Origin of the sequence: Arthrobacter sp. MW3 TE3886 (genome assembly GCF_041262145.1) — a bacterium.
Taxonomy (GTDB): Bacteria; Actinomycetota; Actinomycetes; order Actinomycetales; family Micrococcaceae; genus Arthrobacter.
In genome coordinates, this window is sequence record NZ_JBGCAN010000001.1 from 3537593 (window position 1) to 3557297 (window position 19705).

General features: G+C 67.5%; 14 protein-coding genes and 1 pseudogene. 9 read left to right on the forward strand and 6 right to left on the reverse strand.

The genetic code is table 11. From position 1 onward, the window contains the following. Nucleotides 1-33: 33 nt before the first annotated feature. The 7 genes from ABH915_RS16095 to ABH915_RS16125 all read left to right on the forward strand — a co-directional run bounded on the left by ABH915_RS16095 (nucleotide 34) and on the right by ABH915_RS16125 (nucleotide 7304). A complete protein-coding gene (locus ABH915_RS16095) occupies nucleotides 34-1284 on the forward strand; it encodes a polysaccharide biosynthesis protein (protein ID WP_370123125.1) in 1251 nt (416 codons plus the stop codon). A gap of 123 nt (nucleotides 1285-1407) precedes the next feature. After that, nucleotides 1408-2160 (forward strand): glycosyltransferase family 2 protein, encoded by a 753-nt coding sequence (locus ABH915_RS16100; RefSeq protein ID WP_043423040.1) that lies wholly within the window; start codon nucleotides 1408-1410, stop codon nucleotides 2158-2160. Beyond that, nucleotides 2160-2534, forward strand: coding sequence for a DUF2304 domain-containing protein (locus ABH915_RS16105; RefSeq protein WP_026538433.1), 375 nt, complete (start codon nucleotides 2160-2162; stop codon nucleotides 2532-2534). The genes ABH915_RS16100 and ABH915_RS16105 overlap by 1 nt, the downstream gene beginning before the upstream one ends. Before the next feature lie 9 nt (nucleotides 2535-2543). Beyond that, complete coding sequence (locus tag ABH915_RS16110) at nucleotides 2544-3431, forward strand: glycosyltransferase (protein ID WP_370123129.1); 888 nt, start codon at nucleotides 2544-2546, stop codon at nucleotides 3429-3431. After that, on the forward strand, nucleotides 3428-4363 hold the full coding sequence (locus ABH915_RS16115) for a glycosyltransferase (RefSeq protein ID WP_370123132.1): 936 nt from the start codon (nucleotides 3428-3430) through the stop codon (nucleotides 4361-4363). Before ABH915_RS16110 ends, ABH915_RS16115 begins: the two co-directional genes overlap by 4 nt. A gap of 76 nt (nucleotides 4364-4439) precedes the next feature. Beyond that, on the forward strand, nucleotides 4440-5303 hold the full coding sequence (gene rfbA, locus ABH915_RS16120) for a glucose-1-phosphate thymidylyltransferase RfbA (RefSeq protein ID WP_370123135.1): 864 nt from the start codon (nucleotides 4440-4442) through the stop codon (nucleotides 5301-5303). A gap of 12 nt (nucleotides 5304-5315) precedes the next feature. Then, nucleotides 5316-7304: a DUF6541 family protein gene (locus ABH915_RS16125; protein ID WP_370123137.1), complete on the forward strand. Its 1989-nt coding sequence runs from the start codon at nucleotides 5316-5318 to the stop codon at nucleotides 7302-7304. 84 nt (nucleotides 7305-7388) lie between these two features. On the opposite strand, the gene ABH915_RS16130 is transcribed toward ABH915_RS16125, so the two are convergent. From ABH915_RS16130 to glf, 5 genes are all read right to left on the reverse strand, one after another. Next, nucleotides 7389-9548 (reverse strand): acyltransferase family protein, encoded by a 2160-nt coding sequence (locus ABH915_RS16130; protein WP_370123140.1) that lies wholly within the window; start codon nucleotides 9546-9548, stop codon nucleotides 7389-7391. 130 nt (nucleotides 9549-9678) lie between these two features. After that, complete coding sequence (locus tag ABH915_RS16135; protein ID WP_370123142.1) at nucleotides 9679-10404, reverse strand: ABC transporter ATP-binding protein; 726 nt, start codon at nucleotides 10402-10404, stop codon at nucleotides 9679-9681. Further along, nucleotides 10405-11286, reverse strand: coding sequence for an ABC transporter permease (locus ABH915_RS16140; RefSeq protein WP_018775221.1), 882 nt, complete (start codon nucleotides 11284-11286; stop codon nucleotides 10405-10407). It abuts the gene before it with no gap. Nucleotide 11287: 1 nt separating this feature from the next. Next, complete coding sequence (locus ABH915_RS16145) at nucleotides 11288-13285, reverse strand: glycosyltransferase (RefSeq protein ID WP_018775220.1); 1998 nt, start codon at nucleotides 13283-13285, stop codon at nucleotides 11288-11290. After that, nucleotides 13282-14469 carry a UDP-galactopyranose mutase gene (glf, locus tag ABH915_RS16150; protein ID WP_018775219.1) on the reverse strand — a complete coding sequence of 396 codons (1188 nt, stop codon included), beginning with the start codon at nucleotides 14467-14469 and terminating at the stop codon, nucleotides 13282-13284. Before glf ends, ABH915_RS16145 begins: the two co-directional genes overlap by 4 nt. Before the next feature lie 656 nt (nucleotides 14470-15125). Between glf and ABH915_RS16155 the strand changes: the two are divergent. Together ABH915_RS16155 and ABH915_RS16160 are read left to right on the forward strand one after the other, a co-directional pair. Then, nucleotides 15126-15296 (forward strand): annotated as a pseudogene (locus ABH915_RS16155) (FHA domain-containing protein); the annotation flags it as partial. 184 nt (nucleotides 15297-15480) lie between these two features. Further along, nucleotides 15481-19191: an FtsK/SpoIIIE domain-containing protein gene (locus tag ABH915_RS16160; protein WP_370123146.1), complete on the forward strand. Its 3711-nt coding sequence runs from the start codon at nucleotides 15481-15483 to the stop codon at nucleotides 19189-19191. Here ABH915_RS16160 and ABH915_RS16165 read toward each other — a convergent pair. Continuing rightward, complete coding sequence (locus ABH915_RS16165; RefSeq protein WP_370123149.1) at nucleotides 19159-19704, reverse strand: hypothetical protein; 546 nt, start codon at nucleotides 19702-19704, stop codon at nucleotides 19159-19161. The two genes, ABH915_RS16160 and ABH915_RS16165, sit on opposite strands and share 33 nt — an antisense overlap. Nucleotide 19705 lies beyond the last annotated feature (1 nt).

The window sequence follows — 19705 nt, forward strand, 5'->3', positions numbered from 1 at the left end:
AGGTCAAGCCCCCCAGCACGAGGACCGCACCGCATGAGACCCGTTCTGTTCAGGCTTGCAGGCTTCACCCTGTTGCCGCTGCTGGCGCTGGTCCTGCCGTTCCTGCTCCTGCCGGTCGTTTCGCGCGTCGTGGGGGCCGCCGGCTGGTCAAGCATCACCTCCGGCCAGGCCATTGGCATCTTTGCGTCCACCATCATTCTCTGGAGCTGGAACATCTCCGGCCCGGTCGAGATTGCCCGCGCCGGCGCCTTCCCGCTGCGGGCGGCCCTGTATTCCAGGAGCGTCCGTTCGCGGATCCTGCTCGCGGTGATCGTCCTGCCCGTCATGAGCGTGATCGTCGCGCTCGTGGCCCGTGAAGGTTTCCGCCTCGACGCCATCACCATGGCCTGGGCCACGGCGCTGACCGGATTCTCGCCCGCCTGGTACGGCATCGGCACCGGCCAGCCCCGGATCCTTGCCGTCTACGACACGCTCCCCCGTTTCTTCGCGGCCATCCTCAGCGCCCCGGTCATCCTGCTCACAGGACAGGTCTGGACGTACGGGCTGGTCTCGGTCCTTACGACGCTGGTGGCATTGGTCGCGTTCCACCGCCGGTTTGGCGAACCCCGGACCTGGCTGCCCCGGAGCCCGCGGAAGGTCGTGGGGGAGATCGTGCCCACCGCGGGCACGGCAGGGATCAACTTCACGGGAAGCGCCTACGGCTCGTCCCCGGTTCCGATCGCCACCGCGACGGTGCCGTCCGCCGCTGCCACGGCCGGTTTCGCCTCGGCGGACGCCATCTACCGTCTGGGGCTCTTCACGATCGTGGCGCTCGGCAACACGTTCCAGGGCTGGACCCTGGAACACGACGCCACCGACCCGCGGCGCCGCCACTTCGTGGCCATGGCCGCCCACGCGGTCCTGGGGCTTGCGGGCGGGATATTCCTGACGCTGTTCGGCCCGTGGGTCTCCGGGGTGATGTTCGGCGAAGCCGTCCGCGCGGACACCCTGACGTGCCTGTTCTACGGGGTGTCCTTTTTCTTCATCTCCTCATCAACGCCCCTGATCCGGAACGTGCTGATCCCCGCCCAGCGCCAGAAGTCGGTGCTGTTGTGGACCGCGGTTTCCGCCGTCGTCGGCGTGCTGCTCATGGTGGCGGCCGGTCTGGCGGCCAACGTTCCCGGCGTCGCCCTGGGCATGGCCGTGAGCGAAGCCCTGCTGTTCCTTGGCCTGCTGCGTCCCTCCCTCCGGATCCTGCCCGCGGGCGCCCGCGGCCGGGGCCGGAAGGTAGGATCAGCAGCGTGATCGACAGATGCCCGCGCCCGGTCGCCGCCGCCAACGCCGCATTCCGCAGGGTGATCACCAATCCCGAGCCGGACCCCGCCCACTCCGTCAGCCGCCTCCGGGCCGTTGATATATTGGAGAACTATGAAAATTCTTGACTCGACCCGTGTGCTGGTCATAATGCCGGCGTGGAACGAAGCCGAGTCCGTGGGGAACACCGTCCGGGAAGTGCTTAGTGTCGGCCGGCCCTACGATGTCCTGGTGGTCAATGATGGCTCCACGGATGCCACCGCGGCCGTCGCGAAAGACGCCGGCGCCACCGTCCTGACGCTGCCGTTCAACCTGGGGGTCGGCGGCGCCATGAGGGCCGGCTTCAAGTACGCCCAGCGCCTCGGTTACCAGCGCGTAATCCAGGTGGACGCCGACGGACAGCACGATCCCCGCAATATCCACGAGGTCCTGGCAGGCCTGGAGCACGCCGACATCTCCATCGGCGCGCGCTTTGCCGACCGCGGCGACTATTCGGTCAGCGGCCCCCGCAAGTGGGCCATGCAGCTCCTCGCCAAGGTCATCTCAGCACTGGCCAAGACCCGGCTCACGGACGTGACCAGCGGCTTCCGGGCAGCGAACGGGCGCGCCATCAACCAGTACCTGGACCACTACCCCGCGGAGTACCTGGGCGACACCATCGACTCACTGGTGGTGGCGATCCGCTCCGGCTGCCGGGTGACCCAGGTCCCGGTGGAAATGCGCCCGCGCCAAGGCGGGACCCCCAGCCACAACCCCGTCAAGTCCGCCGTCTACCTCGGCCGGTCCGTCTTCGCCCTCATGTTCGCGCTGACCCGTAAGCGGTCCACCATTTCCGACCCCGCGCTGGCCGCCAAAGGAGCCGTCTAATGGGCAACTGGCCCGCCTTTTTCCTTGCCCTGGCGATCGTCGGCGTCGTCTTCGAGATGCTCCGCCGGAAGAAGCTACGCGAGAAATACGCAGCACTCTGGCTCTTCGTGGGAATCGGCACGCTGGTTCTGGCCGCATTTCCGAGCCTGCTGACGATCGTGGCCGAACGCGTCGGCGTCCAGCTGCCCTCCAATCTGCTGTTCATCATCAGCATCCTGCTGCTGCTCGGTGTCTGCCTGCACTTGTCCTGGGAGCTGTCCGTGGTGGAGGACGAGACGCGCACCCTCGCGGAGGAAGTGGCCATCCTCCGGACCATGGTCGAGGACATGTCCGCCCAGGACGGCGACGCTCCAGCGACGCCGACGACGAAGTAGGAGGCCCCGGTGGCACTGGACATCTTTATCCCCTACTGGGGCGACGTTAACTACATGAAACAGGCCGTCGACAGCGTCCTGGCCCAGACCAGCCCGGACTGGCGCCTGACGGTGGTTGACGACGCCTACCCGGGTGACGACGTCAGACGCTACGTCGAGGCCGCGGACGATCCCCGGATCACCTATATCCGCAAGGAAAAGAACGAGGGCATCACCGAGAACTTCAGGACCTGCGTCTCGCTGGCCAGCCAGGACGTCCTGGTGGTCATGGGATGCGACGACCTCCTGCTGCCGAACTTCGTGGACGTCGTACTGCGCGCCCACGCCGAATTCCCCGACGCCTGGATTATCCAGCCCGGCGTCCAGATCATCGACGAGGACGGCAAACCCTCCGTTCCCCTGGTGGACATCGTCAAACAGCGGCTGGTCAAACCGCGCGGCACCAGGTCGCGGCTTGTGGGCGGCGAGCGGCTGGCGGTAAGCCTCCTGCACGGCGACTGGCTCTACTGGCCCTCCCTGGCCTTCCGGCGCGACCGGATCCGGGACTATGACTTCCGTGATGGCTTCCCCGTCATCCAGGACCTCGCCCTCGTCATCGACATGGTGCTTGGCGGGGCCGAACTGTTGATCGTCCCCGAGATCTGCTTCGAATACCGCCGGCACACCAGCAGCGCGTCGTCCGCGAAACTCGTCGACGGGTCCCGGTTCGTCGGTGAGCGCGACTTCTTCGACCTGGCCGCGGCGCTGTGCACGGCGAAGGGCTGGCGCAAGGCGGCCCGCGCCGCCCGGCTGCGGCTCACGTCCCGGGCCCATGCACTCCTGATCCTCGCCGGCACACTCCGGCAAAGTGCCTCCGGGACGCTCGGCATCCTCCTGCGGCACTCCTTCGGAAAGTGAGCGATCCCCACGTGACTGGCGAGTCCCCCGTCCCTGCCGCGGGCGCCACCGGCGTCACCGGCGTCGTCACCGCATTCCGGCCGACGCCGGCGCTGATCGGCAACGTCGAATCGCTGCGGGAACAGGTGGACGCCGTCGTGGTGGTTGACGACGGCGGCGGCGCCGGCTACGAGCCGATCTTCGCCGCGCTGGCCGCGGCCGGCGCAGAAGTGGTGCGCCTCCCGCAGAACGCGGGCATCGGCGCCGCCTTGAACGCCGGCATCCGCACGGCCCGCCGGCACGGCAACCCGGACTACATCCTGACCGTGGACCAGGACTCGCTTCTGCCCGCGGGCTACGTTCAGGCCCTGCGCCGCGCCGCCGCGGACGCGCGGGCCGCCGGCGTCGAGCCCGGCCTCATCTCCCCGTCCAGGATCCACGGAAACCCGGTGCTGCGCGCCGGGACCCGGAACGGCGTCGCCCTGGGCCGGGAGCCGATCCAGTCGGGCCTCCTGATCCCGGCCGGCACGCTGGACGTCCTTGGCGGGTTCTGGGAAGAACTCTTCATCGACCTGGTCGACACCGAGTACTACTACCGCGCACTCGCCGCGGGCCTGCCCACCGTTCTCGCGGAGGCGGAGTTCGACCACTCCCTCGGAACGATGGTGGAGGCCAAGGTGTTCGGCCGGCCCGTCCCGGCGGGCGGCCGCCCGCTGCAGGTGCGCACCGCCGCGACCTGGCGCTACTACTACATCTTCAGGAACCGCCTCGTCACGGGCCGCCGGTACGCGGTCCGGTATCCCGGCTGGGTGGCCGGTGGGATGTGGGGCGATCTGCGGCATCTGCTGATCGTGACCCTGCTGGCGCCCGGCCGCTCCGCCCGGCTCGGCTCGGCGCTCCGCGGCACCGCCGACGGCCTCCGCGGCCGGACCGGGCGCCGGCATTCGGCCTGACACCGCCCAGGAGGCCGGGCCGCCGGGCCCTCCACGGGTTTGGCCGAGTGCAGACCGGTAGGGGAGGATGTATACCATGCGCGGAATAATTCTTGCCGGCGGGACCGGCTCTCGTCTCCATCCCATCACCCACGGCATCAGCAAGCAGCTCGTCCCGGTTTACGACAAGCCGATGATCTACTACCCGCTGTCGACGCTGATCCTGGCCGGCATCCGGGACATCCTGATCATCACCACCCCGCATGACGCCGAGCAGTTCAAGCGCCTCCTCGGCGACGGTTCACAGTTCGGCATCAGCCTGACCTATGTCCAGCAGGCCTCCCCCGACGGACTGGCGCAGGCCTTCATCCTCGGCGAGGAACACATCGGCAACGAGACCGTCGCCCTGGTGCTGGGTGACAACATCTTCTACGGACAGGGGATGGGAACCCAGCTGCGGAAGCACAAAGACATCGACGGCGGCGCCGTCTTCGGCTACTGGGTCAAGAACCCCAAAGCCTACGGCGTCGTGGAGTTCGACGACGCCGGCCAGGCCGTCTCGCTGGAGGAAAAGCCGGAGCGGCCCAAGTCCCACTACGCCGTCCCCGGCCTGTACTTCTACGACAACGACGTCGTCGGGATCGCCAAGGATCTCAAGCCCTCGCCCCGCGGCGAGCTGGAAATCACCGACGTCAACCGGACCTACCTCGAAAAGGGCAAGCTCCGCGTCGAAATCCTGCCCCGCGGCACGGCCTGGCTGGACACCGGAACCTTCGATGACCTCAACGACGCGTCGAACTTCATCCGCACGGTCGAGAACCGGCAGGGCCTGAAGATCGGCGCCCCGGAGGAGATCGCCTGGCGCCAGGGCTTCCTGAACGATGACGAACTCCGCCAGCGCGCCGAGCCGCTCATCAAGAGCGGGTACGGAGCGTATCTCCTCGAACTCCTGGAGCCGTAACCCTCCATGTGGATGTCCGTCTTACCGCAGGTCCTGATCGCCTGCGCTGTCTTGATCCTGCCCGGGCTGATCATCTCCGTTGCCCTGCGGTTCAGGGGATTCAGTGCCCTGGCGCTTGCCCCCGCCTTGACCGTCGGTGTTGTGGTCATCACCTCCACGTTGGCCCCGTTCCTGAAGGTGAGGTTCGGGCTGCTCCCCGTGGCCGCGGTGACGGTGGTTCTCTCCCTGCTCGGTTTGTGGGCGGCGCGGTTCCGTCCCTCCGGCCCGGCCGCAACCGGCCTGAACCCGCTGCGGGTGCCGGACGTCCGCGGCGACCTCGCGGCGCTGGCCGGAGCCGTCATCGCCGGAGGGCTCCTCGCCGTCCACAGCGTCCACCTCATCGGCAGCCCGCAGGCCATTTCCCAGACGTATGACGCCGTGTTCCACCTGAATTCGGTCAGGTTTGCCCTGGACACCGGCCAGGCGTCGTCGTTGACCCTGGGTGCCATGACCGGCGGCGGCGCCTACCCGGCCGGCTGGAACGCTGTAGCCACCCTCGTCGCCATGGCGACGGGCGCGAGCGTCCCGCTCGCCGTCAATATCACCAGCATCGTCCTCGCGGCCGTCTTCTGGCCGTTGGGATGCCTCCTGCTTGCGCGGTCCGTGGTGGGGGGACGCCCGGCCGCCCTGGTCGCCGCAGGCATTGCGGCGGCGTCGCTGGGTGCCTTCCCGCTGCTCATGATGGACTTCGGGGTCCTGTATCCCAACCTGCTGGCCATTAGCGTCCTGCCCTCCAGCGTCGCCCTGGCAGCGGCGTGTGCCGGGTTGACGCCCGGACTTGTCCGCCGCGATCTCGCCTCGATACTGGCCCTGCTGCTGGCGCTCACCGGCCTGATTGTCGCCCATCCCACGACGTTCATGGCCTGGCTGACGTGGACGCTGCCCATGGTGGTGACGCTGGTGTGGCGCTCTGCGGCTGCCCTTCGGCGGAAGCAGGCCCGCGCCCGCTCGTACGTTTTGAGGCTGGCGCTGCCGGTCGCCGGATACGCCGTCGCTTTCGACCTGCTGTGGACCAACCTGCGCCCACCACCCGAGGCTTCGTTCTGGGGCCCGTACCAGAGCATTCCGAAGGCCATTGGCGAAGCCGTCACCATCTCCCCCGACGGCCTCGCACTGGCCTGGCTTGTGGCACCGCTCGTATTCCTCGGCCTCTGGGCCTGCTTCCAGCACCGCTGGCAGCGGGTGTGGATCGCAGGGGTCTTCGCATTGTTCACTTACCTGTTCGTTGTGGTCTCCGGCTTTACCAAGTCGGAAACCCGGGACTTCCTCACCGGCGTCTGGTACAACGACAGCTACCGGATTGCCGCCCTGCTGCCGCTGGTTGCGGTCCTGCTGGTCGCCGTCGGCGTTGACTGGGCAGGGCGCCGCATCCTGGCGATGCGCGGCCGGTCGAAGGCCATCGAGCTTGCCCTGGACGGCTCTCCGCGCTGGGGGCGCGCCGGAACGGCAGCCTACCGGTCCGTGGGCATCGCCGCCATCGTGCTGGCCGCCATCGCCCTGGGACAGCAGGGCGGCCTGGAGCTGGAGGTGGAGCAGGGCTCAAGAAACTACAGGCTCGCCGCCGATTCGCCGCTGGTCTCCACCGACGAACTCCAGCTCATGAAGCGCCTGCCCCAGACTGTTCCCGAAAATGCGCTGCTGATCGATAACCCGTACACCGGTGCGGCGCTGTCCTACGCGCTGGGCGAGCGCAAGTCCGCCCAGCTCCATGTCATGAGCTACGTCTCCCCGGAGGTGAAGCGGATCTACGATTCGATAGGCAACGTGACGACGGACGCCAGCGTGTGCCAGGCGGTTCGCGCGGCGAATGCCTACTACATCCTGGACTTCGGCCCGGTCGAGGTCCACGGCGGAGACCACACTCCGGCCGGCCTGCGCAATCTCGCAGCGAACCCCGGCGTGCAGCTCATCGACAGCCAGGGCGAGGCGAAGCTCTACAAAGTCACCGCCTGCGGGAACTGAACCCAGCAGCCTGCCCTGCCGCCGCGGGGCAGGTTCCGCAGCCTGGCCCGGCGCCTGCCCCGGCGCCTGCCCCGCGGCCGTGGCCTAGAAGCTGAGCTGCCGGGCCAGCGCCGGTGCCAGCGTCTTGGCAAAGGTGTTGGTCATATGGTTGTCCCGGTACACGAGCACGTTGCCGATGACGGCCGGGCAGATCCCCTGCCGGCAAAAGTAGGCGGACATATCGAGAACCTCGACGCCGGGCACGAGTGCTCCGGCCAGCTGCAGGGGGTCTGCGGCGGCGTCGGATGCCGTGAACTGGCACTCGGGCGCATCCCGTCCGTTGACCTGAACACAGTCCGGCGCCGAAAAATCCGGATACGGCGTGTCGGGCACCACAGCCACGCGGATCCCGGCTTCCCGGAGCGGCTTCAAGAGCTGGACATAGCCTTTGACGAGTTCTTCCGGGCTGCCCCACGTCCAGTTGAGGGCTTCGCGGTAGCCGGCCGGCGCCATTCCCGATACCACCACCAACCGCGGCCGCACCTGCAGGATGCGCTGCAACGTGGCCTTGTTCTGTTCGGAGCAACTGCGGTGCACCGTGGCGCCATTCATCGCCGGCGCTGCCGTGAAGGGGCACCCGTTCCGGACCATGGCCTGCACCTTCCAGCCCCCGGCTGCGCCGGCAATCACGAGCGGATCCACGTACTGCGCGGCGTGTGAGTCCCCGACGACGACCACCGTTTGGGTGGCGTCCGGCGCGCCGAAAACGCATTGGTCAGCCCCGGTGACGGCCGGATTGAATTTCCCGCACGTCTCCGTCCAGGTCAGGGGCACATCCTTCATGGCGACGGCGGGATCGGGCCGGACGGGCACGCCGTCGGGGACGGCGGCCGGCCGGACGGGATCAAACGCCGTCGCGCCAGGATAGTCGCGCAAATCCAAGGCCCCGTTCAGCTGCTGCGACTTGGCTTCGACGACGCCCCACGGCACCGCAGCCGCCACCGTCGACGCCACGAGCAGTCCTGCCGCCAGGACGAAGGCGTTCCGGCGCAGCAATCCCCACCGTCCAGGCCGCGGCGACGGCCCCTGGACGGCCGGCGCGTGCCGGAACTTCTGCTCGACAAGGTGGTACGAGGCGGCCGCCAGCGCCAGGCTGATGGCCACCATCGCGGTGCCCTGGAAGACGCCCGGAGCCCGCCCGAGGTGGAAGACGTAGAACACGACGACGGGCCAATGCCACAGGTACAGGGAATACGAAAGATCACCGATGTAGGTCACTGGCCGCAGGCTGAGGACACGGCTTGCCGAGTAGCCGACCGGGCTGCCCGGAGTGGCCGGTCCGGCCGCCGGCGAACCGGCTGTGAGCAGCAGTAATGTCCCCGCGACGGGCAGGAGGGCGATGCTGCCCGGGAAGTCCATCGCAACGGAGAGGGCCATCGCGGAAAAGACGATCACGCCCAGACCGATCCAGCCCGAAAGCCAGGCCCGCACCGGGCCCAGGCGCAATTTGGGAATCAGCAGGGCGCCGATGCCCCCGGCGCCCAGCTCCCAGATCCGCGTGGTGGTGGCAAAGTACGCCATGTCGTGCTGGGCGGACGAGAAGTCGACGCTGTGGACGAAGGACGCCACCGACACCGCCGCCAGGATCCATAAGGAGACGGTTTCGATCCGGAGGCGCCGTTTCACCGTGACGGCCACTCCCGCCAGCAGAATGACGGGAATGATCAGGTAGAACTGTTCTTCCACCGCCAGGGACCAGAAGTGCTGCACCGGGGACACCAGGGCGGTCGCCGCGGCATAGCTGTCCACGCTGAAGGCCTGGTTCCAGTTCTGCACTTGCAGGGCGGACATGATGACGTCCAGGGAAATGGACTGCCAACGGTTCTGCGGAAGCAGGACCACGGCGCCCAGCATGGTCGCCAGCAGAACCGTGGTGGCAGCGGGCAGCAGGCGCCTGATCCGTTTCGCGTAGAAGATGGCGAGCCGGATGCGTCCCGTACGCGCCAGTTCCTGGACGAGCGATCCCACGATCAGGAAGCCGGAGATGACGAAAAAGACGTCGACGCCGACAAAGCCGCCGGGGAGAATACCGGGCCAGACGTGATAGATGATCACCATGCCCACCGCCAGGGTGCGCAGCCCCTGGATGTCCAGTCGCCGGCCGTTCCTTCCCGCGCTGGAAGCGCCCGCAGGGCTGGCGGGGCCGGTACACTCGGGGAAACCCTGGGGCTGGGGCAGAACAGCCGCCGACGGCAAAGAGGTCACGGTTCTCTTTCTGTGTTCAAACAACGTCATCGTTATTTTGCGCCAAGTGCGCTTGCCGGGAACCTGAAGGGACCATGTCCAGTGGACATGGTCCCTTCAGCTGCGCTGCCGTCACCGGCTGCGGTACCGCCTAGGCCCGCAGCCGGGCAACGGCCTCATCAATAGGTCCGTCGAATAATACGTTGCCATGCTCGAGATAGACACCCCGGGCACAGATGCGCGACACCAGGTCAAGGTCGTGGCTGACAACCACCAGTGTCTTGCCGTGCCCGGCCAGTTCCTGAATCTTGGCTATGCACTTGCGCTGGAACGGTTCATCTCCGACGGCGAGGATCTCATCGATCAGGAAGACCTCGGGGTCGGTGTGGACGGCCACGGAAAACGCCAGGCGCAGGTACATGCCGGACGAATAAAACTTGACTTCCGTGTCGATGAATTCGCCGATCTCGGAGAATTCGACGATCGCGTCGAAGCGTTCGTTGATCTGCTTCTCCGTCATCCCCAGGATCGCTCCATTGAGGTACACGTTGTCGCGGCCGGACAGGTCAGGATGGAAACCCGCCCCGACCTCGATCAGCCCGGCCACGCGGCCACGCGTATAGACGCTGCCGGAATCCGGGAGCATCACGCCGGAGATGTGCTTGAGCAGGGTGGACTTGCCGGAGCCGTTGAGGCCGAGCAGCGCCACGGTCTCCCCCGTTTCCACCATCAGAGAGACGTCCTTCAGGGCGTGGAACTTCTTGGAAAGATCACCCTTGCGGCCCTTCACGAGCCAGACAACCGCCTCTTTGATGGAACGGGTGTGGCGGAGCACGAACTCCTTGCTGATATTGGAAACTTCAATCGCGTTTGCCATTTAGAGCTCCTGGGCAAAGCGGCCTTCAAGCCGCCGAAAAGTTAGCTGTCCCAGAGCCAGGACCACCAGCGAAATGACCATGCCGACCGGCAGCCACAGACTGAACAGGTTCGGCGGCATCGCGGCCGAACCGTCAGTTGTGGGGTACCAGAAGGCATAGTGGAACAGCTCGACGCCCACCGTGATGGGGTTTGCCTGGTAGAGGGCGAAGAATCCCGGGCCCAGCTTTGATTCCACCATCGTCCAGGAGTACATGACGGGCGATGCCCAGGTCGCCACCATCAGGAGCATGTCAACGAGGTTTTCCGAATCACGGAAATATACGTTGGCGGCCCCGAACAACAGCCCGAGCCCAGTGGCCAGGAAGCCCACAATGGCGAAACCGCCTACCGCAGCCAAGAGCTGGAACGCGTCCGGATGCCACCCGGCAACGACGCATCCGATCACCAGGACAACGAGCTGGGGGAAGAAATGCACGGCCGACACCCAGACCGACGCAACTGGAAACAGCTCCCGGGGAAGATAGATCTTCTTGATCAGGTTGCCGTTGTTCACGATCGATCGCGCGGAGTTCCCGAGGGCTTCGGAGAAGAAGTTGATCAGCACGATTCCGGAGAAGAGATACACGGCGTAGTTCGAGAGGCCGTCCGGGTTGCGTGCACTGCGTTCCAGGCCCAGGAAGACGCCCAAGGCCACATAGAACACGATGAACTGCACGGCGGGCTTCACATAGGACCAGAGGAGACCCAGAACGGAGCCGCGGTAGCGGACTTTCAGTTCCTTCCGGACCAGCAGTTTCAGCAGAAAACTGGACTGGCGAAGATCCCGAAATCCACCACCGAGACCCGGGCGGGTCAATTCCCCGGAAATCGTGGTTGTCACGCTACTTCACTTCACTCTGGGTGTGTTCTTCGAAGATTTTCTTCCAGGAATCCAGGGACGTGAGCTCCGGCATCGCGGCCTTGTACTGCTTGCTCAGCGACTGCCAGTCCTTGAGCAGGGCAGCGTGCAGGCGGCTGCTCTCGGTGAGCATCTCCCTCACACGCTTGGGGTCCCGCTTGTACCAGGACGCGCCGGTTCCCTCGGCGTTGGAGACGATGGCGCTGTCGAACTGCGCGATCCGCCACCAGCGGTTGTCCTGGTGCGCAATGTTGGTCTGCGGACGCTCCGCACTCGTCTTGGTGACCGGGCGGAACAACTGGCGTGCGACCGTCTTGGCAGCCCAGGGAAGGAGGGTGACCCTGGACGGCTGCGACACGCCGTGCCCGCGGCGCGGCGGCTTGTCCATCTTGGGCGTCGGGAACTCGTCCGCGTCGGCCCGGAAAATCGAGTCCGAATAGCCCGCCATCATCTTACGGATCTCGGGCAGCTTCGAGGGCAGCAGGTCCGGCAGATCGGCCGGGCCCTTGAGAACATCCTCGAGCGCCCAGCCACGGCCGTGCGCGGTCGCGTACTGCATCGACACGAGGTGCTTGATGTCCGCATACTGCGATTCGCGCACCACGCGGCCGCCGTGCTCGTAAGGGCTGTGGAGCAATGCCGCCACGATCCGGTTGCGGGCATGGAAGTAGGCCTGCCAACCGACGAGGTCGTCCTTGTCGATCCAGGACACGTGCCATACGGCCGAACCCGGCAGCGAGACTGTCGGGAAGCCGTGCGCCTTGGCGCGCAGCCCGTATTCCGAGTCGTCCCACTTGATGAAGAGCGGCAGCGAGAGGCCGATTTCCCGGATGACCGAGGTCGGGATCAGGCACATCCACCAGCCGTTGTAGTCCACATCGCAGCGGCGGTGCAGCCAGGAGGTCTGACGCAGGTTCGAGGACAGGAAATCATGCCCAAGGACCATGTCCTCGCTCGGCAATGACGGCTGGAAACGGTAGGGGTTGACCACCTCGCCGAACGTGTGGAGAACCGTCCGGTTGTAGAGGTCGAACATGTGGCCGCCGACGATCGTCGGGGTCTTGCAGCGGTCCGCGAACGTGAGCAGGCGGATGATGCTTTCAGGCTCCACCACGATGTCGTCGTCCATGAGCAGGACGTAGTCGCTGCCGTTTTCGACGGCCTCGAACATGCCCCGGGCAAAGCCGCCGGAGCCGCCGAGGTTCGACTGGTTGATGATCCGCAGCTTGCCGCCAAGCGACTCATGGACTTCGGCGAAACCGTCCGCGTCCTCGACCTTCTGCGTGCCCTGGTCAACCAGCAGGATTTCCTGGACATGCTTGAGGGCATCGGGGTTCTCGGCCAGCAGCCGAAGGTTGTTGAGGCAGAAGTCGGTCTTGTTCAGCGTGGTGATCTGCAGGGTGACAGAACCGGGCGTGCTCTCAACAGCGGGGCCCTGCCATTCGGCGTCGACCATCACAAGCGGTTCGGAGCCCGCCACGAGGTCGAACCAGTACCAGCCGCCGTCACCGAAAGGCGCAAGGGACAGCTCGAAGGTGTTCTCGGCCGAGCCCTCGACACGCCGCGTGTCGACACGCTGCAGGGACCCGCGGGCGTTGGACTTGTAGACGATGACCGATCCGGCGCCCTGGGTGCGGACCTGAAGCCGGATTTTGTCCACCGTCGTCCAGCGCCGCCAGTAGCTCGCCGGGAAGGCGTTGAAGTAGCTGCCGAACGAGACCCGCTCCCCCGAACGGACCTTGGTGGAGCTGCGGGACAGGAAGTCTTCAACGTGGGCTTCCTTGGTGGAGCTGCTGAAGGACTGTGCCCTGGCCTTCTTGCCGTCGCCGCTGCCAACCGTGGGAAGCTGGATGCCGGTCGCGGTGCCCATGTCCATGTACAGGGGAACCGTGTCCATCTGGCTGGCGTTGGGCAGGATGACCCGCTGGAGGGTGTCCCACTGCTGGGCGGACTCTACCTGGGTGTCGGTTGCGGCGCTCATGCGTCCACTCCCCCGCTTTCAATCTTGGCGCCGCCCTCGAAGTGCGGGCGGATCTTGTTGTCGAACATGGTCAGGGCCGAGCCGATCGCCATGTGCATGTCCAGGTACTTGTAGGTGCCGAGGCGGCCGCCGAAGAGGACATCCTGCTCGGCCGCGGCCAGGTCGCGGTACTTGAGGAGCCGATCGCGGTCCGTGGGCGTGTTGATCGGGTAGTAGGGCTCGTCGCCCTTCTCCGCGGCACGGGAGAACTCGCGCATAATGACGGTCTTCTCCGACTGGTAGTCGCGCTCCGGGTGGAAGTGCCGCGGCTCGATGATGCGGGTGTACGCGACGTCTTCGTCGTTGTAGTTCACTACCGATGTGCCCTGGAAGTCCCCGACGTCGAGCACCTCTTCTTCGAAATCGATGGTGCGCCACGACAGATCGCCTTCGGCGTAGTCGAAGTAGCGGTCGACGGGTCCGGTGTAGACGACCGGGATGTTGCCGACCACCTTGCCCTTGCTGTACTCGTGGGACTCATCGAAGAAGTCCGTGTTGAGCCGGACCTCGATGTTGGGGTGTTCGGCCATCTTTTCGATCCACGCCGTGTAGCCGTTGGTCGGAAGGCCCTCGTACTTGTCGTTGAAGTACCGGTTGTCGTAGTTGTAGCGCACCGGAAGGCGGGAGATGATGCCCGCGGGCAGGTCCTTCGGATCCGTCTGCCACTGCTTGCCGGTGTAGTGCTTGATGAACGCCTCGTAAAGCGGGCGGCCGATCAGCTGGATGCCCTTGTCGTTCAGGTTCTGCGGATCGGTGCCGGCCAGTTCGCCGGCCTGCTCCTTGATCAGTTCCTGGGCCTGCCCGGGGGTGAGGTTGGCCCGGAAGAACTGGTTGATCGTGGCCAGGTTGATGGGCAGGGAGTAGACCTCGCCCTTGTGCACGCCGTAGACCTTGTGGACGTAGTTCGTGAACGTCGTGAAGCGGTTCACGTACTCCCACACGCGGTCGTTGGACGTGTGGAAGAGGTGGGCACCGTAGCGGTGCACCTCAATACCGGTCTGCTCTTCCTTTTCGCTGTAGGCGTTGCCGCCAATGTGGTGCCGGCGGTCGATGACGACTACCTTCAAGCCCAGCTCAGTGGCGGCCTGTTCTGCGATTGTCAGGCCGAAAAAGCCCGACCCTACGATGACGAGGTCAGCGGTCACAAACTCTCCTGGTTCGAATGCGGGCAGCGCAATGTTGTGCATTGTCTGCTGGTCTAGCCTACCTGAGACCCGGCGGGTACCGGCGAATCGTGCCTCGCCCCACGGCCCGATACCACCCCCATAAAGGGTCCGGGAGCCCCGCCTGGCAGGGATAGCCGCGCCGCTCCGAAGCGTTTTCCACATGGATCATTTTCCCGGGCGCGGTCGGGCCGGACCATCCCTACTGTGGAACCGGGCCTATGGAACCGGGCCTGCGGAACCGGGCGGCCGCACGGGAAAGGAGGTCGCGGATGATTTACCACTGCACTCTTGTGCCCAGCACCCTGATCCAGAGCGCGCCCGCGGCGGGTTCGACGCCGGACGGGCAGCTCATTGAATTGTCCGTCGAGGTCCCCGACCCGTGCCCGGGCGCGGACTTGGAGGTTGCCGTCGCCCGGCGCTACGGGACCGGTGGGCTGTCGGTCCGGGGAGCGCCGGTCGCCGCCATGACCGTTGGCGTGCCTCCACTGGTCCAGGGTGCCGTACTGGTTGATACGGCGGTGCTTGTTGAGGGTGCCGGGCCGGTGAGCGGATCGGGCTCGGCATTCCGCTCCGGGCCGGGCAAACCGGCCACTGCCACGTTGCTGCTCACCGTGGACAGCGGTCCCGGCGCGGGCATGCTTGTCGCGCTGCGGCGGGGACGGTTCCGGATCGGACGCGGCGGCACCGAGATCGTGATCCCTGATGCTGCGCTCTCCCGGGAGCACGCGCGCCTGGACGTCGCGGACTCGGACGTCACGATCCACGACCTCGGCAGTGCGAACGGCACCAGCGTCGATGGCCAGAAAGTGCGAATGGCCCCGGTGACCACGGCGTCCTCGATCCGCTGCGGCGATTCCACCATCTCGCTCCGGCTCGGGCCGCCGGGCGTACCCGGTGCTGCGATGGACACCGTGACGTCGCTGGTCCGGCTCCAGCGTTGCCGCGCCACTGGTTGTCCGCGGCGCCGTTGGCCCAGGCCACCGGGCCGCCGTGGCGCTGGCCGCCGTTCTGCCGCTCCTGGCCGGCGTCGGCCTGGCACTTCTCACCGGCATGTGGATGTTCCTGGCCTTCACCGCAGTCTCTGGCGTGTCCGTCCTCGTCCCATTCCTTGCGGGCCGTCGCCAACGCCGCGAGCTCCATTCCGCTGTCGCGGAGGCCGCCCTGCAGGACCGGGAACGACGCCGGCAGGCCGCACCCTCCGCGGCGGACCTGACCATTGGCTGCGCGGCCGCGGTACCCCCGGCGGCCCGTGCACGTCACGGGGAGCCGCCGGACATCTGCCTGCGGCTCGGGCTGGCGGACCAGAGGGCGAATATCCGGCTCGAACCACCCGACTCCAGCTTCCGGCCACCCCCACTCGGCCAAGTGCCCCTGACCTTGGACCCGCTCCCGGCAGTGGTGACTGTCCACGGCCCCGCGCCCGCGACGGCCGGGCTGATGCGCTCGTTCATCCTGCAACTGGCCGCCTATCCCCTGGCGGGCAGCACCCGTCTGCTGCTGCACGGCCCGGCGGACACGGTGCCGTTGCCAGCGCGTTTCCTGCCCAGCGTCACACTGTCCGCAAATGACGCCACCACCGCGGCCCTGCTGGCTGCCGGTCCGGGCGGTCCCGGCAGTACCGGCGATCAGGGCAGCCCGGGCGGTCCTGCGGGTCAGGGCAGCCCGGGCGGTCCCGCGGGTCAGGGCAGCCCGGGCGGTCCCGCGGGTCAGGGCAGTCCGGGCGGTCCCGGCAGTACCGGTGGTCCGGGTCCGGGCGAGGGCTTCGACGGGGGGTTCCTCATGCTTTGGGACACTCCGGCGCGGTCCGGCGCCGCTGCCGGACCGGGCGCTGCCGGGCCGGACGCTGCAGGCGCCGGCCCGGCATTCAGGGCACTGGCGGCGGCACACGGGTGGAAGGTGATCGAGTGCTCGCCGGAGCCGGGTCCCGGCGTGCACCCCGGCATTGTCCTCGGCCGGCGCGGCGCCCTGATCAGGACTGGGTCCCTGCCCCTGGACTTCGTCCCGGATCTGGTCCCGGCCGAGGTCTTTGACCGCTTTTGCCGGGGGTTCAGTGCCACACGGCGCACGCCGGCGACTCCCCCGCCGGCCATCCCGCAGCACTGCAGCCTGGCCGACGTCCTTCCCCTCTCGGCATCGGACATCTCCCGGCGCTGGTCCCGGAGCGGCGCGGAGGCCGGGCTGGGTACGCCCGTCGGCGCGGCGATCCGGGGGACCGTGCGAATCGATCTAAAGGCTGACGGTCCGCACTTCCTGGTCGCGGGGACCACGGGTTCCGGGAAGTCGGAGTTCTTGCGGACTCTTGCCGCCGGCCTCGCGGCCAGCCATCCTCCGGACCGGGTCAACCTGCTCTTCATAGATTTCAAGGGCGGCTCCGGCCTGGGCCCGCTTACCGGCCTTCCGCACTGCGTCGGCATGCTGACCGATCTGGGCGCCACGCAGGTGGAGCGCACACTGGTTTCCCTGCGGGCCGAGGTCCGGCGGAGGGAGGAGCTGCTCGCCCGGGCCAATGCACCGGACCTCACAACCTACGAGGGGTTACCGGCCGCCGGACCGCCCGTCCCCTATCTGGTCATCGTCGTTGACGAGTTCAGGATCCTGGTGGACGAGGCGCCCGGCGCCCTCTCCGAACTCATGAGGATTGCCGCCATCGGCAGGTCATTGGGGATCCATCTCATCATGGCCACCCAGCGCCCGCAGGGAGCCCTGAACGCCGACATCAGGGCCAATGTCACCACCTGCATCGCGCTGCGGGTCCAGTCCGGCCCCGAATCGTTCGACATTATGGGCTCCGGGCTTGCGGCCGCCATTCCCATTGGCCGCCCCGGGCGGGCGTTCCTGATCCGCGGTGCACAAGCTCCGGAGGAGTTCCAGACGGCCGCCCTGACGGCCCGGACCGCCCCGCAGGCCGAGGGAACAATCACGGTTCGCACGGTCACGGACGAGCTGACGCGGCCACCGGCAGCCGCCGGTTCCAACGCCGGCGGCTCCGCCGGACGCGACGCTGACGACGGCGCGGCCCCGTCACCGGTCTCGACTCCGGCACAGGGATCGGGCGCGCTCATCGACGCCGCTGTGGCCATCTGGCAGGATCTCGGCGCCCGGCGGCCCCGCCGGCCGGTGGCAGATCCCCTGCCGGCCCTGCTGCCGCATCCAGGTCCCGGGCACGCCGAGCGGGACACGGTCCGGCTGGGGCGGGTGGACCTGCCGGAACTCCAACGCGTCGCGGAGCTGGGCTGGAGTCCTGCCGCGCACGGGCATCTGGGCCTTGTCGGCGCTGAGGACGGCGGCGGCGATCCTGTATTGGCCCTCGCAGTCGATCAGCTCCTGGCCGGCAGCGTCGAGTCGCACCTGTACATACTTGACGCCACCGGGGCTTTCAGCGGCGCCGCGGCGCAGCCCCGTGTCGGCGCGGTGGCCGGGCTGCAGGAAGTGCGCCGGGCCGCCAGGGTATTGCGGCGGGTCGCCGAGGAAGCCACGTCACGGCTGGGGACGCCTGCGGGCGGGCCGCGGCCCGGGCTGGTCCTGGTGCTCAGCGGCTGGGGCGCCTGGGTTTCGGCATTCCGGTCCGGCCCGTTGGCCTGGGCCGAAGACCTCGTTCATGACATCGTGCGGGACGGTTCCCGGGCAGGGATCACTGTCATCGTCTCGGGCGGGCGTGAGCTCGTGACCGCGAGGTTCTTCGCTGGCCTGCCTAACCGGATCTTCTTCCCTTTGGGGTCTACCGACGAAGGCCGGCTTGCATGGCCGCGGCTTCCGGCGCTGGAAACCGTCCCCGGCCGCGTGGCCGTGTTCGGCGCCTTTGTTCCCACGCCTCTGGCGACCGGGCATGCGGCCCAGCTGTTCGAACCAGCAGCCGCGGGCGGGCGGCACGCCACGGGCGGAGCCGTCTCGACGAGGCCCTTCCGGGTGGACGCGCTGCCTGGGTTGGTGACCGTGGACGAGGTGATGGCCCAGTCCGGCAGCTCCGGTCCAGGGCAGAGGACTCCGGCGCCTGCTGCCGGGTCCAGCGCCTTGCCCGGCACCGCGGACGTCCCGGTCCCGGCGGCCGCGTTGGTCCTCGGGGTCGGCGGCGACGAACTCCGGCCGCAACAGATTCAGTGGCCGCCCGGCGGCGTCCTCGCGGTCCTCGGCGGCCCCGGCTCGGGCAAAAGCACGCTGCTGGCTGCGCTGCCGGGGATGAACCCCGCTTGCGCCTGGCTCGCGCCGCGGCCGGGGACCGATTCCGGCCAGTACTGGTCCGGACTCCACGCCAGCGCGCTCGCAGGCACGCTGGACCGGTCAGCGATCGCGCTCGCAGACGACGCCGATCTGCTCTCACCGGAGGCCAACAGGGCCCTGGCGTCCTTGAACAGTCTGGGCTGGAGGGTGATCCTTACCGCGGGATATGGCCCGTCCTTTGGGCAACGGGTGGATCTAGCCGCCACCGTGCGTGGCCAGGGACGGGCGGTCCTGATACGTCCGCGGGGGCCAATGGACAGTGAGCCGTTCGGGGTCCGGTTCGATCCGGAGCACAGTCCCCCGCCGGGACGCGCCGTCATCATTTCCGACGGCCGCGCGACGCCGGTCCAGCTGGCTGCGCCCCGCCCTGCCGTCCGGCCGGATTCTCTCCGGTCCAACGGCGGGGCCGAGCGCATCTCATCTGGGCGGCACGCCGCACGGGACGGACCGCTACAGGGCGGGCGGGGCTCCGGCTGCCCGTGAGGCGAACGCTATGACCCGCTTGTCGAACAGAAGCACGATCGCCGTCACAGCGGGGATCAGCATGGCCAGTCCGGCCACCGGATAGCCGCCGGTCAGGGTGGGGAAGCCGATGGTCAGCAGGAAGAGCTGGGCCACCAGGGCACCGGCCCGAGTCCAGCGGAACCCCCGCAGCAGGAAGCGTGCAACGGCAAAGAGCCAGACGGAGAAGGCCAGCAGGAGGCAGAGCGTAAAGACCGCACCCCAGAATGAAAGCACCGGCGCCCCGGTCAAAAGCTGGGTCCCATACCAGACGGCCGCCACGAGCAGCGCCGTGGCTTCCAGTGCCACGATCACGGCGATGACAACAATTCCCCTTGGCCGCACAGGGCTTCCGGCAGGGGCTTCGCCCGGATTGGGCAGCGAATCTGCTGCGGGAGGCCCGCCGGCATTTTCACGGAGACTGTCGCCGGGGTTTTCGCGGGGATTCTCACCGGGGTTTTCGCCGGCATTTTCACGGGGGTCTTTAGGGTTCACA